The sequence below is a fragment of the Flavobacterium sp. ZB4P23 genome (assembly GCF_003970375.1).
Taxonomy (GTDB): Bacteria; Bacteroidota; Bacteroidia; order Flavobacteriales; family Flavobacteriaceae; genus Flavobacterium.
On sequence record NZ_RYDK01000003.1, the window covers coordinates 222,550 to 236,891 of the forward strand.

At 35.4% G+C, this 14,342-nt stretch carries 17 protein-coding genes; 15 read left to right on the forward strand and 2 right to left on the reverse strand.

Annotation, left to right across the window (positions count from 1 at the left end; all coding sequences use genetic code 11):
• Nucleotides 1-4 precede the first annotated feature (4 nt).
• Both EKL99_RS06535 and EKL99_RS06540 read right to left on the reverse strand, forming a co-directional pair.
• The gene (locus EKL99_RS06535; protein WP_126576612.1) at nucleotides 5-3,262 is read right to left on the reverse strand and encodes a SusC/RagA family TonB-linked outer membrane protein; all 3,258 of its coding nucleotides are present in this window, start codon (nucleotides 3,260-3,262) and stop codon (nucleotides 5-7) included.
• Nucleotides 3,263-3,737: 475 nt separating this feature from the next.
• Complete coding sequence (locus EKL99_RS06540; protein ID WP_231507391.1) at nucleotides 3,738-5,354, reverse strand: hypothetical protein; 1,617 nt, start codon at nucleotides 5,352-5,354, stop codon at nucleotides 3,738-3,740.
• A gap of 272 nt (nucleotides 5,355-5,626) precedes the next feature.
• On the opposite strand from EKL99_RS06540, the gene rpsL reads away from it, so the two are divergent.
• The 15 genes from rpsL (at nucleotide 5,627) to rplN (ending at nucleotide 14,336) form a co-directional block, all read left to right on the forward strand.
• Complete coding sequence (rpsL, locus tag EKL99_RS06545; protein WP_007136570.1) at nucleotides 5,627-6,010, forward strand: 30S ribosomal protein S12; 384 nt, start codon at nucleotides 5,627-5,629, stop codon at nucleotides 6,008-6,010.
• 73 nt (nucleotides 6,011-6,083) lie between these two features.
• Complete coding sequence (gene rpsG, locus EKL99_RS06550; RefSeq protein ID WP_035668130.1) at nucleotides 6,084-6,560, forward strand: 30S ribosomal protein S7; 477 nt, start codon at nucleotides 6,084-6,086, stop codon at nucleotides 6,558-6,560.
• A gap of 10 nt (nucleotides 6,561-6,570) precedes the next feature.
• Entirely contained in the window at nucleotides 6,571-8,727 is a 2,157-nt protein-coding gene (gene fusA, locus EKL99_RS06555) for an elongation factor G (protein WP_126451835.1), read from the forward strand.
• Between the two features lie 11 nt (nucleotides 8,728-8,738).
• Nucleotides 8,739-9,044, forward strand: a complete 306-nt coding sequence (gene rpsJ / locus EKL99_RS06560) for a 30S ribosomal protein S10 (protein WP_011963470.1) — start codon at nucleotides 8,739-8,741, stop codon at nucleotides 9,042-9,044.
• A 155-nt stretch (nucleotides 9,045-9,199) separates the two neighbouring features.
• Entirely contained in the window at nucleotides 9,200-9,817 is a 618-nt protein-coding gene (gene rplC / locus EKL99_RS06565) for a 50S ribosomal protein L3 (protein WP_126451836.1), read from the forward strand.
• A complete protein-coding gene (gene rplD / locus EKL99_RS06570; protein WP_091173690.1) occupies nucleotides 9,817-10,446 on the forward strand; it encodes a 50S ribosomal protein L4 in 630 nt (209 codons plus the stop codon). Before rplC ends, rplD begins: the two co-directional genes overlap by 1 nt.
• A gap of 6 nt (nucleotides 10,447-10,452) precedes the next feature.
• On the forward strand, nucleotides 10,453-10,743 hold the full coding sequence (gene rplW, locus EKL99_RS06575; protein WP_126451837.1) for a 50S ribosomal protein L23: 291 nt from the start codon (nucleotides 10,453-10,455) through the stop codon (nucleotides 10,741-10,743).
• A gap of 9 nt (nucleotides 10,744-10,752) precedes the next feature.
• The gene (gene rplB / locus EKL99_RS06580) at nucleotides 10,753-11,577 is read left to right on the forward strand and encodes a 50S ribosomal protein L2 (protein ID WP_059114053.1); all 825 of its coding nucleotides are present in this window, start codon (nucleotides 10,753-10,755) and stop codon (nucleotides 11,575-11,577) included.
• A gap of 6 nt (nucleotides 11,578-11,583) precedes the next feature.
• Nucleotides 11,584-11,862 (forward strand): 30S ribosomal protein S19, encoded by a 279-nt coding sequence (gene rpsS / locus EKL99_RS06585; protein WP_007136562.1) that lies wholly within the window; start codon nucleotides 11,584-11,586, stop codon nucleotides 11,860-11,862.
• Nucleotides 11,863-11,868: 6 nt separating this feature from the next.
• Nucleotides 11,869-12,279, forward strand: coding sequence for a 50S ribosomal protein L22 (rplV, locus tag EKL99_RS06590; RefSeq protein ID WP_007136561.1), 411 nt, complete (start codon nucleotides 11,869-11,871; stop codon nucleotides 12,277-12,279).
• Nucleotides 12,280-12,284: 5 nt separating this feature from the next.
• Complete coding sequence (gene rpsC / locus EKL99_RS06595) at nucleotides 12,285-13,043, forward strand: 30S ribosomal protein S3 (protein WP_126451838.1); 759 nt, start codon at nucleotides 12,285-12,287, stop codon at nucleotides 13,041-13,043.
• A gap of 19 nt (nucleotides 13,044-13,062) precedes the next feature.
• Nucleotides 13,063-13,488 carry a 50S ribosomal protein L16 gene (rplP, locus tag EKL99_RS06600; protein WP_007803637.1) on the forward strand — a complete coding sequence of 142 codons (426 nt, stop codon included), beginning with the start codon at nucleotides 13,063-13,065 and terminating at the stop codon, nucleotides 13,486-13,488.
• 13 nt (nucleotides 13,489-13,501) lie between these two features.
• Complete coding sequence (gene rpmC, locus EKL99_RS06605; protein ID WP_091203666.1) at nucleotides 13,502-13,687, forward strand: 50S ribosomal protein L29; 186 nt, start codon at nucleotides 13,502-13,504, stop codon at nucleotides 13,685-13,687.
• A gap of 17 nt (nucleotides 13,688-13,704) precedes the next feature.
• A complete protein-coding gene (rpsQ, locus tag EKL99_RS06610) occupies nucleotides 13,705-13,965 on the forward strand; it encodes a 30S ribosomal protein S17 (RefSeq protein WP_066081027.1) in 261 nt (86 codons plus the stop codon).
• Nucleotides 13,966-13,967: 2 nt separating this feature from the next.
• Nucleotides 13,968-14,336, forward strand: coding sequence for a 50S ribosomal protein L14 (gene rplN / locus EKL99_RS06615; protein ID WP_026717863.1), 369 nt, complete (start codon nucleotides 13,968-13,970; stop codon nucleotides 14,334-14,336).
• The last annotated feature ends 6 nt before the right edge of the window (nucleotides 14,337-14,342 follow it).

The window sequence follows — 14,342 nt, forward strand, 5'->3', positions numbered from 1 at the left end:
TTTTTTAAAACTGTAGTTTAAGACTTGCTCCGACTTCTCTTATTGATGGATAAGCTCCCGATTGGTATCCTTGAACATTTCCAGAACTTAGACCAGCTTCAGGATCTGAATATGGAGTATTTTTATCAATAATCCATAGATTTCTTCCAATTAACGATACAACAATATTAGTGAAAGGAGAATTTTTTAATGTTTTAGTACTAAAGTTATAACTTAAACTTGCCTCACGTAACTTCACGTAACCCGCATCATAAACATGAAGTTTATTAGGGGCTCTAGCGTAGCCCCAAGCTGTTGTATATACACTTCCATTAGCTCTAACTGCATTTGGTGTTCCATCAGGAGCCGCACCTGGTAAAATAAATCCACCACTATTAGCTCCATAGTTTCCTGGTGTTCCAACAATTGGATCTCTAACAGGGTTGCCTAATTCATTATTGGCAGCTGAGAAATCATACATTCCTGTCGCATAACCATACCATGTGTCAAGGGAGAAAACATCTCCACCTTTTTGCATGTCAATTAAGAAGCTTAAATTGAAATTTTTGTATGTGAAACTGTTGTTAAGGCCTGCTTTCCAATCAGCATTGATATCTCCAATAACTATGTTATTTGCACCTGTTCTTTGATACGTACCAATTCTAGATCCGCTTCCTGTCTGGTTAACGATTGGTTGGCCATTATCAGCATAAATAAAATCACTACCTCTGATGGTTCCGTAAGGTTGTCCAGGGGTAGCATTAATAGAAACGCCACCTTGTAATGAAGCTAATTGTAAATTTTCAATACCGTTCAATAATTCAACAACTAAACTCTTATTTTGAGACCAGTTCAAATTTAAATCCCATCTGAAATCATTTGTTTTTAGTGGTGTTCCATTAATCTGGACCTCAAGTCCTTTGTTTTCGATTGTTCCAGCATTTAAAACTGCTGAATTATATCCTGTAGCAGTTGATAATGGAATACTTGTAATTTGATTGATATTTAAGTCATTGTAATAAGACACATCAAATCCAAGACGTCTTTTAAAGAAAGTCATTTCTAAACCAAATTCATAACTTTTTTGTCTCTCTGGTAAAAGGTCCAAATTATTTTGAGCACCAGGATTTGAAGCAATACCAGTTCCGTTAAATGGAGTTCCAATATCGAATGTGTTGAACACACTGTATGGTGTCGTGTCGTTACCTACTTCAGCGTAATTAGCTCTTAATTTACCAAAGGATAACCAGTCTACATTAATATATTTAGAGAAAACTAAACTTCCAGAAACGGAGTAATAGCCGTATCTGTTATCTTGTTTTGGTAAATTTGATGAACGGTCACTTCTGTAACTTCCTTCTAAGTAAGCAAAATTATCATAACCTAAACTAGCTCTTATGTAAGCACCGTCAACCATACTACTTGCTTCATATTCTTGCGGTGCAAGAATTGGACTAACACTGTTTGAAAGTGAATAAAGACGCGATTTGTTTAAACCTCCGTTAGTAGTTGCAAAAATACTGTTTCTAATGTTGTTTCTAACATTATAACCTATGTTGCCTTCTAAATTTAATTTTTCAGTTAAATCTTTATTGAAGTTTAACATTAAATCGTAGTTGTATTCTGATACATTATTATTGTTTCTTGAATATTTAGATACGTCTGCACTTCCAACATTTGTTCTTTCCTCTTGTAATTCACTGTAGGTGTCAAAAGAGAATCTACCCATTATGCTCAACCAATTAGTTAATTTATCATCTAATGCTATATTACCAAAGTATCTTGATCTTGTATCTGTTTGATAATTTTCATAGAATGTCCAATATGGATTATCTGAATAAATGGGTTTTAAATTAGTAGAAGAGTTTGGATTCCAAGTGATGTTCTCTCTTGTAAGTAAATAAGCAGCTTTTTGTTCGTCGAAATCAACGTTCATTTGATTCCATTGTCTAAACTGTTGCATTACGTTTGTAGAAGAATAACCTGTACCATTTCTCCCTTTTCCATCAGTTTTGATAAAATTAAAACTTGCAGAAGCTTTTAATTTTTCAGTTAAATTATGAGTTCCTGAGAAAGAGATTGTATTTCTTTTAATACCACTGTTTGGTAAGTTGCCTTCTTGTAATAAGTTGGTAAAACCTAATCTAAAAGAACTTTTATCATCCCCGCCATCTAATGAAACAGAGTTTACAGCAGTACTTCCAGTACCCCATACAGAATTTGGAGTTGCTTTACCAGCAACCCAAGGAGTCGCTTTTCCGAAAGTTTCAGTTAATTGAGGATAAATAGAATTCCATTGGTAAATTAATAACGATGGGTTAAATGCTGCTCCATAAGAAGCATCTTCAGTAAAAGGAGTTGTTAAATCATCAACACCGTCTCCGTTAACGTCAGCCAATCCAAAATATCCATCAGCGGAGTCATAATAAGGACCATATCCAGCTCCGTATTTATTTTGATATCTAGGCAAAGTTTCTTTGTCTGCTCTCCCTAAAGTTAAACTCGAACTAATAGTGATTCCAATACCGTTTTGACTCTTCCCTTTTTTAGTAGTGATCATTACAACACCATTAGAGGCACGAGAACCATAAAGTGCAGTTGCAGCAGCTCCTTTTAAAACATTAATAGATTCAATATCATCAGGGTTGATATCGGATGCAGCATTACCGTAGTCATATCCACCTCTACCAGCTTGTTGATCCCTTGTGTTTGAGTTGCTGTTATCTATTGGAACACCATCAACTACAAATAATGCTTGATTATTTCCTTGTATTGAGTTATTTCCTCTGATAACTACTTGTGTGGACCCACCTAAGTTTCCTGAAGTTTTAATTTCTAAACCTGCAACTTTACCAGATAGCGAGTTTACAAAGTTTGAACTTTTTACTAGGGCTACAGCGTCACCTTTAACTTCTTGAGTAGCATAACCTAGAGATTTTTTCTCTCTTTTAATCCCCAAAGCTGTTACAACAACACCTTCAAGCTCCATGGCTTCACTAGCTAATTTAACCTTTAGGTTTGTAGAACTAGCTGCTACTTCTTTGGTTTTCATCCCAATGTAGCTAAATACCAAGACTTGGCTTGGTGTTGCTCTGATAGAAAATTTCCCATCAAAATCAGTTTGTGTTCCAGTATTTGTTCCTTTCACTAATACACTCACGCCTGGTATTGGCAATCCTGCATTATCAGAAACAACACCTGAAACAGATCTTTCTTGCGCAAAAGTAAGCTGCGCCATAAGTACTACAAGTAGTACAAAGAATCCATTGAACTTTAGTTTCATTTTATAAATATTTTGAATTAGTTTAGCAAATCTCTTAATAATTTGTTAATATTCCTAATTATTTATCGTTAAAATTTAACAATAATTTAATATTTTCAATAATTACTATTAATTAGTCAATATTTTTGTTTTTTTTAAACAAAAATCAGGAGATATCTCATGAAAACATAATATTGTTTAAATAGGAAGATAATTGTTTGCGGATATCTAGATTTTTTTTTACTGCTATGTTTGTCTGTAGTGTAAATGTTCTGTTAAAAAAAGTATGGGCTGGATATTGTGCCTTACTGGATGCAAAGAAATAGAGACGAAAACTGTTTGCCATGTCAAAAAATGTTTTCTAATTCTTTTATTTAAGTTTTGAAGTAAATTAGAAATTAATTTAAGATGCTGTTCGCAATGTTTTTTGATTATTATTTTTTTAATCTTGACTTTTTTTAATAGAACAAAAGTCGTGTAATCTGTTTCTAATGTTTTAAAAAGTGACATTATAGCTGATGTGTACAATTGTATTGTTGATTTCTATTGGTTGATTTGTGGAGCTCCCACTGGCAAGTGCTAATTTGAATAATCCATTTTTTGTTAGTAATCCCAATCCCATTCCAATGCCTATTAAGTTTTCTTTTTTGTCTTGTTGGTCTATTGCGGATTTATCTTTGTAAATACTGTAATCTAAAATTGAATGAACGTAAAGATTGGGAGATACAATATAGCGATACTCCGTGAGTAGTGAAGTCATGAGGTAGGCTTGCAGGCTATTTTCAGCAAAACCTCTTACGCTGTTGAATCCCCCAAAACGATATAATTCGTTTGTGACATAATTATTGCTTTGTAGATAATAATTTAGACTATTTACATAGATGGAATTTTTTTTATTCAGGTTAAAGTTGTGTACACCTTGAATGTTTATAAAAAACTGGTTGCTTTTTGTTGTATTTTCGGATAGGGTATAAAGAACTCTGCTTCCTATTCCGGATTGTAGTGTGAGACTTGATTTTATTGAAAAAATAGAATTGGCTGCGTTTAATTTGATATAATTAAAACTTGACGTTAGGAACGAATTATTGAAATCGCTAATTGGATTATTGTTTAAATTTTGGATAGCGCTGGATTCTGTTTTTTGGTATCCTAAATAAAACCGAGTGTTGTAATTGATGAAGTAGCTCAGGTCTATTGCGGTTTTAGTGTTTTGAAAGGTCGTGTCTTGTCGGAATAGCTGAATTTGTGCTTTTAGGCCTATTGGAGTTTTTAGCAAATAGGGCAATTCAACACTCGCTTTAAATGTTTTTTGGTTATTACCATCGCTTTTCCAATAGACTGAAAGTTGTTCGCCGGTGCCTAAAATATTTTGGAGTTGTACATCTAAATACCCATTTAATGTGATTTTTTGATTTTCATTGTTAGAAAATCCAATGAAACCGTCAAATGTGTTTGATTTTCTTTTTTGAAGATATACGTATACTTTTGTGGTATCTTTTGTAAATAGAATTTCCGGATATTTTATTTGACTGATGAATCCAAAATTTTCAAAATTAGTGTAAATCTGATCGAGTACTTTTTGGTTAAAAATGCTTGTTTTGTATTTTCTGTTTAGTTGAGCAAAATGTCCGGATGGGAATTTTGTAGTTGAATTTGTGTCTTCGTAATTTATGGTTATCGCATTTAAGATTCTTTTTTTGTCGGTTTCTATTTTTAAATTGGCGTACAAAACGGTATTTATTCTTTTGATGTTTGTCAGCTTTAGTTTAGCTAATGCAAACCCATTTTGTTCTAGTTCTTGTATTTTTTTACGCAAGTAAAAATCTATTTCTGGGTAAGGTAGTATAATAGTATCTTCTTCTTCTTTTAAAAGTATAGGAAGGTTTGGTTTTTTGTTGCTACCTATATATATATGTATCGCTTTTATTTTTTCTCCTAAATGTATTTTAGCAAGATAACTGGAGTCATTTATTTGGATTGGTGGTCCGGTAATGTTGTCAATGTATCCAATTCTTGAAAGATCTTCGGACAGCCTGTTTAATTCAATTTCAATTGATTTTGTGTTAGTGTGTTTTGGGTTATATTTTAAAGAGTCGATTGTCTTTGTTTCCAATATTGATTTTCCTGTAATGAGTACCCGAAAGCTTTGAGCAGAGCAGTGTAAGCCCAAATTAAAAAGGAGAATATAAATAAGGAAGTGCTTCAAGTGAATTTTGTTTTATTAAATAGAATGTAAATATCTGCTTTTTGCGATTAAAATCGAATGATAAAATAATCTTATTGAAAATTAGTGGATTAACGTTTGTAGAATAAAAAATATTTTCTACATTTGCAACCCCGTAAAAAGCGGGAATTTAATATAATAAGAAATTTTTAGTATTAATTATGCCAACAATTCAACAATTAGTAAGAACAGGAAGAACTCAGATAACTAAGAAGAGTAAATCGGTTGCTTTAGATTCTTGTCCTCAAAGAAGAGGGGTTTGTACGCGTGTTTACACTACAACACCAAAAAAACCAAACTCTGCAATGCGTAAAGTAGCGCGTGTACGTTTGACAAATGGTAATGAAGTAAATGCCTACATCCCTGGTGAAGGACACAATCTACAAGAGCACTCGATAGTATTAGTTAGGGGTGGAAGGGTAAAAGATTTGCCAGGAGTTAGATATCACATCGTTCGTGGTGCCCTTGATACGTCAGGAGTAGCAGGAAGAACGCAAAGAAGATCTAAGTACGGAGCAAAACGCCCAAAAGAAGCAAAAAAGTAATTTAAAAAGTTATTCTTGTAAAGCCGCGATTCGTCGCGACTATATTAGTATGACGTTTTATTAAAAAAAAGACATGAGAAAAAGAGCGGCAAAGAAGAGACCACTTTTACCAGATCCTAGGTTTAATGACCAACTGGTAACACGTTTTGTGAACAACTTAATGTGGGATGGAAAAAAATCGACAGCGTTTAAAGTATTTTATGATGCAATTGACATCATTGAGTCTAAAAAACAAGATGCGGAGAAACCATCATTAGAAATTTGGAAAGATGCCTTAACCAATGTTATGCCTCACGTAGAAGTACGTAGTCGTAGAGTAGGTGGAGCTACATTCCAAATTCCGATGCAAATTCGTCCAGACAGAAAAATTTCTATGGCGATGAAATGGTTAATTCTTTATTCTAGAAGAAGAAACGAAAAATCGATGGCTCAGAGGTTAGCTTCAGAATGTTTAGCTGCGGCTAAAGAAGAAGGAGCTGCTGTTAAGAAAAGAATGGATACTCACAAAATGGCAGAAGCTAATAAAGCATTCTCTCACTTTAGATTTTAATTCTTAAGAAATGGCTAGAGATCTAAAATATACAAGAAACATAGGAATTGCTGCTCACATTGATGCTGGTAAAACAACAACAACAGAGCGTATATTATTCTACACTGGAAAATCACACAAAATTGGTGAAGTACACGATGGTGCTGCAACAATGGACTGGATGGCACAAGAGCAAGAAAGAGGTATTACAATTACTTCTGCAGCTACAACTTGTGAATGGAATTTTCCAACTGAACAAGGTAAAGTTTTATCTGAAACAGCTCCTTATCACTTCAATATTATCGATACACCGGGACACGTTGACTTTACAGTTGAAGTAAACCGTTCTTTGCGTGTTCTTGATGGTTTGGTTTTCTTATTTAGTGCTGTTGATGGTGTTGAGCCACAATCAGAAACGAACTGGAGATTGGCAGATCAATACAGGGTGCCACGTATTGGATTCGTTAATAAAATGGATAGACAAGGATCTAACTTTTTGATGGTTTGTCAACAAGTAAGAGATATGTTGAAATCAAACGCAGTTGCAATCACTTTGCCTATTGGTGAAGAAAATGATTTCAGAGGTGTTGTGGATTTAGTTAAAAATCAAGCTATAGTATGGCATGAAGAAGGTTTAGGAGCAACGTATGATATTGTGCCTATTCCAGAGGATATGCTTGAAGAAGTGAAGGAGTACAGATCGATTCTTATTGAGGCAGTAGCTGATTATGATGAGACTTTGCTTGAAAAATTCATGGAAGATGAAAACTCTATTACAGAGGAAGAAATCAATATTGCATTGAGAGCTGCTGTAATGGATATGGCTATCATTCCTATGATTGCTGGTTCTTCTTTTAAAAATAAAGGAGTTCAATTCATGTTAGATGCAGTATGTAAATATTTGCCATCTCCAATGGATAAAGATGGTATTGAAGGAATTCATCCTGATGATGCTGAATTGTTAGAAGAAGATCAAACTAAAATATTGCGTAAGCCCGATGTTAAAGAGCCATTTGCTGCTTTAGCTTTCAAAATTGCTACTGACCCATTCGTAGGTCGTTTAGCTTTCTTCCGTGCTTACTCAGGACGTTTAGATGCGGGTTCTTACGTTTTGAACACACGTTCAGGAAATAAAGAAAGAATTTCTCGTATTTACCAAATGCATGCAAACAAACAAAACCCAATCGATTATATCGAAGCGGGTGATATTGGAGCGGCAGTTGGATTTAAAGATATCAAAACTGGAGATACGTTGTGTGATGAAAAACACCCAATTATTCTTGAGTCTATGAAATTTCCAGCACCGGTTATTGGTATTGCAATTGAACCTAAAACTAAGGCTGACGTAGATAAAATGGGTATGGCTTTGGCTAAATTAGCTGAAGAGGATCCTACATTTACGGTTAGAACAGATGAAGCTTCTGGGCAAACTATTATCTCAGGTATGGGTGAGCTTCACTTGGACATCTTAGTTGATAGAATGAGACGTGAATTCAAAGTTGAAGTAAACCAAGGTGAGCCTCAAGTTGAATACAAAGAAGCATTTACAAAGTCTGCTCAACACAGAGAAACGTACAAGAAACAATCTGGTGGTCGTGGTAAATTCGGTGATATCGTATTTAGATTAGAGCCAGCTGATGAAGTTGATGGTAAAGCTCCTGTTGGATTGCAGTTCGTTAATGCTGTCAAAGGTGGTAACGTTCCTAAAGAATATATACCATCTGTAGAAAAAGGTTTTAGAGAAGCTATGAAAACTGGTCCTTTAGCAGGATATCAAGTAGATAGTTTGAAAGTAACTTTATTGGATGGGTCTTTCCACCCTGTGGATTCTGATGCACTTTCTTTTGAGCTTGCAGCAAGAATGGGGTATAGAGAGGTAGCTAAAGCAGCTGGTGCTGTTATATTAGAGCCAATCATGAAAATGGAAGTGATTACACCTGAAGAAAACATGGGAGATATCGTAGGTGATATCAACCGTCGTAGAGGTCAGGTAAATGATATGGGTGATAGAGCGGGTGCTAAAACCATTAAAGCCGATGTGCCATTATCAGAAATGTTTGGTTATGTTACTACTTTAAGAACTTTATCTTCAGGTCGTGCAACATCAACAATGGAATTTTCACATTACGCTGAAACTCCTTCGAATATTTCGGAAGCAGTTATCAAAAAAGCAAAAGGAAACGCTTAATCTTTAAGAAAATGAGTCAAAAAATCAGAATAAAACTAAAATCTTACGATCACATGTTAGTAGACAAGTCTGCTGAAAAGATTGTAAAAACAGTTAAAAGTACAGGAGCAGTTGTTACAGGTCCAATACCATTACCAACTCACAAAAAACTTTTCACAGTATTACGTTCTCCACACGTTAACAAAAAAGCAAGAGAGCAATTTGAAGTAATGTCATACAAGAGATTGATTGATATTTATTCCTCTTCATCAAAAACTATTGATGCCTTGATGAAACTGGAATTGCCTAGCGGTGTTGAAGTAGAGATCAAAGTTTAAGTAGCTTACTAGTAAGAAAAGGACGCTGTTTTTAATCGAAAATTATTTTTTTGGTTTGTGTGTAAATAAGTTATACATTTGCACCCACTTAAAAAATAGGATTTGGTTAAAAGCTGCGTTCTATATTTATATTTAATAATTAATAATTAATAATTATGTCTGGGTTAATTGGTAGAAAAATCGGCATGACTAGCATTTTCGACGAAAACGGGAAGAATATTCCTTGTACAGTAATCGAAGCTGGACCATGTGTTGTTACCCAAGTCAGAACCAAAGGTGTTGACGGGTATGAAGCGTTGCAACTTGGTTTCGATGACAAAAACGAGAAACATTCCACAAAAGCGGCTTTAGGTCACTTTGCAAAAGCGGGAACTGTAGCTAAGAAAAAAGTCGTTGAATTCCAAGATTTCGCAACAGAACAAAAATTAGGGGATCTTATTGATGTTTCTATTTTTGCTGAAGGAGAATTTGTAGATGTGCAAGGTGTATCTAAAGGTAAAGGTTTTCAAGGGGTTGTTAAACGTCACGGTTTTGGTGGTGTTGGTCAAGCAACTCACGGTCAACACAACCGTTTAAGAGCGCCGGGTTCTGTAGGAGCGTCTTCTTATCCATCCAGAGTATTCAAAGGAATGCGTATGGCTGGACGTATGGGAGGAGACAATGTAAAAGTTCAAAACCTTAGAGTTTTAAAAGTAGTGGCTGAAAAGAACCTACTTGTTATTAAAGGATGTATTCCTGGATGTAACAACTCTTATGTAATCATTCAGAAGTAATGGAAGCAAAAGTATTAGATTTCAACGGAAAAGATACTGGAAGAAAAGTGCAACTTTCTGATTCAGTATTTGGTATAGAACCAAACAATCACGCAGTATACCTTGATGTTAAGCAATATCTTGCTAATCAAAGACAGGGAACGCACAAAGCTAAAGAAAGAGCTGAAGTAGCGGGAAGTACGCGTAAGATTAAAAAACAAAAAGGAACTGGTACTGCTCGTGCGGGTAGTGCAAAGAATCCATTGTTTAAAGGTGGTGGAACAGTTTTTGGACCAAGACCAAGAAGCTATTCATTTAAATTGAATAAAAGCTTGAAACGTTTGGCTAGAAAATCTGCTTTCTCTATTAAAGCTAAAGAATCGAATATTATCGTTCTTGAAGACTTTAATTTTGAAACACCAAACACTAAAAATTTCATCAACGTTTTGAAAGCTTTAGAGTTAGAAAATAAAAAATCCCTGTTTGTGTTGGGTGATGTAAATAAAAATGTATATTTGTCATCACGCAATTTAAAAGGCTCTAGCGTAGTAAGTAGCTTAGAGCTAAGTACTTATGCTATATTAAATGCTAATAATTTAGTGCTTTTAGAGAGTTCTTTGGAGATAATTGAAGAAAATTTAAGTAAATAATAGGATATGAGCATCATAATTAAGCCTATAGTAACGGAAAAAGTAACCAAAGAAAGTGAAGTTTTAAACCGCTTCGGATTCGTTGTTGATAAAAAAGCAAACAAAGTGCAAATTAAGAAAGCTGTTGAGGCTGCTTATGGAGTAACTGTTTTAAGTGTCAATACGATGAATGTAAGGCCAGATAGAACTACTAAATACACTAAAAGTGGTTTAATAAGTGGAAAGACGAATGCAACTAAAAAAGCAATTGTTCAAGTACAAAAAGGAGAAACAATTGATTTTTACAACAATATCTAAGATAGAAAAATGTCAGTAAGAAAATTAAAACCTATTACCCCAGGTCAGCGATTTAGAGTTGTGAATGGTTATGACGCCATTACAACTGATAAGCCGGAACGCTCTTTGATAGCGCCGATAAAAAACTCTGGTGGTAGAAATAGTCAAGGAAAGATGACCATGCGTTATACGGGTGGTGGTCACAAGCAGAGATATCGTATCATTGATTTTAAACGTACTAAAGAAGGAATTCCTGCTACGGTAAAATCAATTGAGTATGATCCGAATCGTACTGCATTTATCGCTTTGTTAGCGTATGCTGATGGAGAGAAAACGTATGTTATTGCTCAAAACGGATTGAAAGTTGGTCAGAAATTAGTTTCTGGTCCAGAATCTCAACCTGAAATTGGTAATACTTTACCTTTAAGTAGAATTCCATTAGGAACTGTTATTTCTTGTATCGAATTGAGACCAGGTCAAGGAGCTGTAATAGCTCGTTCTGCTGGAACATTTGCTCAATTAATGGCAAGAGATGGAAAATACGCAACAATCAAAATGCCTTCTGGTGAAACAAGATTGATCTTGTTGACTTGTTCGGCTACAATTGGAGCGGTTTCTAATTCAGACCATCAATTAGTTGTATCAGGAAAAGCTGGTAGAACAAGATGGTTAGGTAGAAGACCTAGAACAAGACCTGTAGCGATGAATCCTGTCGATCACCCAATGGGTGGTGGTGAAGGTCGTTCTTCTGGTGGACATCCACGTTCAAGAAATGGAATACCAGCAAAAGGTTATAGAACTCGTTCTAAGAAAAACCCGAGTAACAAGTATATCGTAGAACGTAGAAAGAAATAATAAGATATGGCACGTTCATTAAAAAAAGGACCTTTCGTTCATTATAAGTTAGACAAGAAAGTTCAAGAAAACATTGCAGGTGGAAACAAAGGAGTTGTTAAGACATGGTCTAGAGCTTCTATGATTACTCCAGACTTTGTTGGGCAAACTATCGCAGTTCATAACGGTCGTCAATTTGTACCAGTTTACGTAACAGAAAACATGGTAGGTCACAAATTAGGAGAATTTTCACCAACTAGATCTTTTAGAGGTCATGCTGGAGCAAAAAATAAAGGTAAAAAATAAGAAGCAATGGGAGTTCGTAAAAGAGAAACAGCAGATGCGAGAAAAGAGGCTAATAAGTCTATTGCTTTCGCAAAATTGAATAACTGCCCCACTTCACCTAGAAAAATGCGCTTAGTAGCGGACTTGGTAAGAGGTCAGAAGGTAGAAAGAGCATTGAACATCTTAAGATTTAGTTCTAAAGAAGCTTCAAGAAAATTAGAAAAATTGGTTTTGTCTGTAATTGCCAACTGGCAAGCAAAAAACCCTGACGCTAATATGGAAGAAGCAGGTTTATTTGTAAAAACGATTACAGTAGATGGTGGAATGATGTTGAAAAGACTTCGTCCAGCTCCACAAGGTCGTGCACACAGAATAAGAAAACGTTCTAATCACGTTACAATCGTGCTTGGATCTATTAATAACACACAAGCAATTTAATAAAGATGGGACAAAAGACAAATCCAATTGGAAATAGACTTGGTATCATCAGAGGATGGGACTCAAACTGGTATGGTGGAAATGATTACGGTGATAAACTTGCCGAAGATTATAAAATCAGAAAGTACATCCATGCTCGTTTATCAAAAGCTAGTGTATCAAAAGTAATCATCGAGAGAACTTTGAAACTTGTAACCGTTACTATCACTACAGCCAGACCGGGTATTATTATCGGGAAAGGTGGACAAGAGGTAGACAAGTTGAAAGAAGAACTTAAGAAAGTTACTGACAAAGAGGTTCAAATCAACATCTTTGAAATCAAAAGACCTGAGCTTGACGCGTATCTAGTTGCTACCAGCATCTGTCGTCAAATCGAAAGCAGAATTTCTTACAGACGTGCAATCAAAATGGCAATTGCCGCCTCTATGCGTATGAACGCAGAAGGTATCAAAGTTTTGATTTCTGGTCGTTTGAATGGTGCTGAGATGGCTCGTTCAGAAGGTTTCAAAGAAGGTAGAATTCCTCTATCAACTTTCAGAGCTGATATTGATTATGCTTTGGCAGAAGCTCATACTACTTATGGTAGAATGGGGATCAAAGTGTGGATCATGAAAGGTGAAGTTTATGGAAAGAGAGATCTTTCTCCACTTGCCGGAATGGACAAAAAACAATCTGGTGCTGGTGGTAAAGGTGGCGATTCTCCTAGAGGAGACAGAAAGCCTTTTAATAAAGGTGGTAAACCAGACGCTCGTAAACGAAAGTAAATTTTTAAATTAAAGAAAAATGTTACAGCCTAAAAGAACAAAATACCGTAAGGTACAAAAAGGTAAAATGAAAGGGAATTCTCAAAGAGGACATGAACTTTCTAATGGAATGTTTGGTATTAAATCTGTACATGAAGATGGAATGTTCTTAACTTCTCGTCAAATAGAAGCTGCACGTATCGCTGCAACTCGTTTTATGAAAAGAGAAGGGCAGTTATGGATCAAAATATTTCCAGACAAACCAATTACTAAGAAGCCTCTTGAGGTACGTATGGGTAAAGGTAAAGGAGCAGTTGAGTATTGGGCTGCCGTTGTTAAACCCGGAAGGATTATGTTTGAAGTTGGAGGAGTTCCTTTGTCAGTTGCTAAAGAGGCGTTACGTCTTGCAGCTCAAAAGCTTCCAGTAAAAACTAAATTCGTCGTTGCTAGAGATTTCGAAGCATAATCTATATTATATTATGAAACAATCAGAAATAAAAGATCTTTCTGCAGCAGAGTTGCAAGAAAAGCTTAGCCAAACTAAGAAAACATACGCTGATCTAAAAATGGCTCACGCTATTTCACCAATTGAGAACCCACTTCAAATTAGAAGTGTAAGAAGAACAGTTGCAAGATTAGCTACTGAACTTACTAAAAGACAATAACTGTAGTCTGCTGAAAGATGGAAGAAAAAAGAAATTTAAGAAAAGAAAGAGTTGGTGTTGTAACTTCGGACAAAATGGATAAATCTATTGTTGTTGCAGAAGTGCGTAAAGTAAAACACCCATTATACGGTAAGTTCGTGTTGAAAACTAAAAAGTATCACGCACACGACGAAATGAACGACTGTAACATTGGAGATACGGTAAGGATTAGCGAAACGCGTCCTTTAAGTAAAACCAAATGTTGGAGGTTAGTTGAAATCTTAGAAAGAGCTAAATAATTATGGTACAACAAGAATCAAGACTAAAAGTAGCAGATAATACTGGAGCAAAGGAAGTTTTAACTATCCGTGTTTTAGGAGGTACCAAAAGAAGGTATGCCTCTGTTGGTGACAAGATTGTAGTTTCTATCAAAGATACTGCTCCCAACGGAAGCGTTAAAAAAGGAGCTGTTTCGACTGCAGTTGTTGTACGTACCAAAAAAGAAGTAAGAAGAGCCGATGGTTCATACATTAGGTTTGATGACAACGCATGTGTGTTATTGAATGCTGCTGGTGAAATGAGAGGAACTCGTGTTTTTGGTCCGGTAGCAAGAGAACTTCGTGAAAAACAATTCATGAAAATTGTATCATTAGCACCAGAAGTGCTTTAATTCGTT

Excerpts from the sequence above, each read along its gene's own strand:
- EKL99_RS06535 (WP_126576612.1), bottom strand. The coding sequence starts at position 3,262 with ATGAAACTAAAGTTCAATGGATTCTTTGTACTACTTGTAGTACTTATG.
- rpsL (WP_007136570.1), top strand. The coding sequence starts at position 5,627 with ATGCCAACAATTCAACAATTAGTAAGAACAGGAAGAACTCAGATAACT.
- rpsG (WP_035668130.1), top strand. The coding sequence starts at position 6,084 with ATGAGAAAAAGAGCGGCAAAGAAGAGACCACTTTTACCAGATCCTAGG.
- fusA (WP_126451835.1), top strand. The coding sequence starts at position 6,571 with ATGGCTAGAGATCTAAAATATACAAGAAACATAGGAATTGCTGCTCAC.
- rpsJ (WP_011963470.1), top strand. The coding sequence starts at position 8,739 with ATGAGTCAAAAAATCAGAATAAAACTAAAATCTTACGATCACATGTTA.
- rplC (WP_126451836.1), top strand. The coding sequence starts at position 9,200 with ATGTCTGGGTTAATTGGTAGAAAAATCGGCATGACTAGCATTTTCGAC.
- rplD (WP_091173690.1), top strand. The coding sequence starts at position 9,817 with ATGGAAGCAAAAGTATTAGATTTCAACGGAAAAGATACTGGAAGAAAA.
- rplW (WP_126451837.1), top strand. The coding sequence starts at position 10,453 with ATGAGCATCATAATTAAGCCTATAGTAACGGAAAAAGTAACCAAAGAA.
- rplB (WP_059114053.1), top strand. The coding sequence starts at position 10,753 with ATGTCAGTAAGAAAATTAAAACCTATTACCCCAGGTCAGCGATTTAGA.
- rpsS (WP_007136562.1), top strand. The coding sequence starts at position 11,584 with ATGGCACGTTCATTAAAAAAAGGACCTTTCGTTCATTATAAGTTAGAC.
- rplV (WP_007136561.1), top strand. The coding sequence starts at position 11,869 with ATGGGAGTTCGTAAAAGAGAAACAGCAGATGCGAGAAAAGAGGCTAAT.
- rpsC (WP_126451838.1), top strand. The coding sequence starts at position 12,285 with ATGGGACAAAAGACAAATCCAATTGGAAATAGACTTGGTATCATCAGA.
- rplP (WP_007803637.1), top strand. The coding sequence starts at position 13,063 with ATGTTACAGCCTAAAAGAACAAAATACCGTAAGGTACAAAAAGGTAAA.
- rpmC (WP_091203666.1), top strand. The coding sequence starts at position 13,502 with ATGAAACAATCAGAAATAAAAGATCTTTCTGCAGCAGAGTTGCAAGAA.
- rpsQ (WP_066081027.1), top strand. The coding sequence starts at position 13,705 with ATGGAAGAAAAAAGAAATTTAAGAAAAGAAAGAGTTGGTGTTGTAACT.
- rplN (WP_026717863.1), top strand. The coding sequence starts at position 13,968 with ATGGTACAACAAGAATCAAGACTAAAAGTAGCAGATAATACTGGAGCA.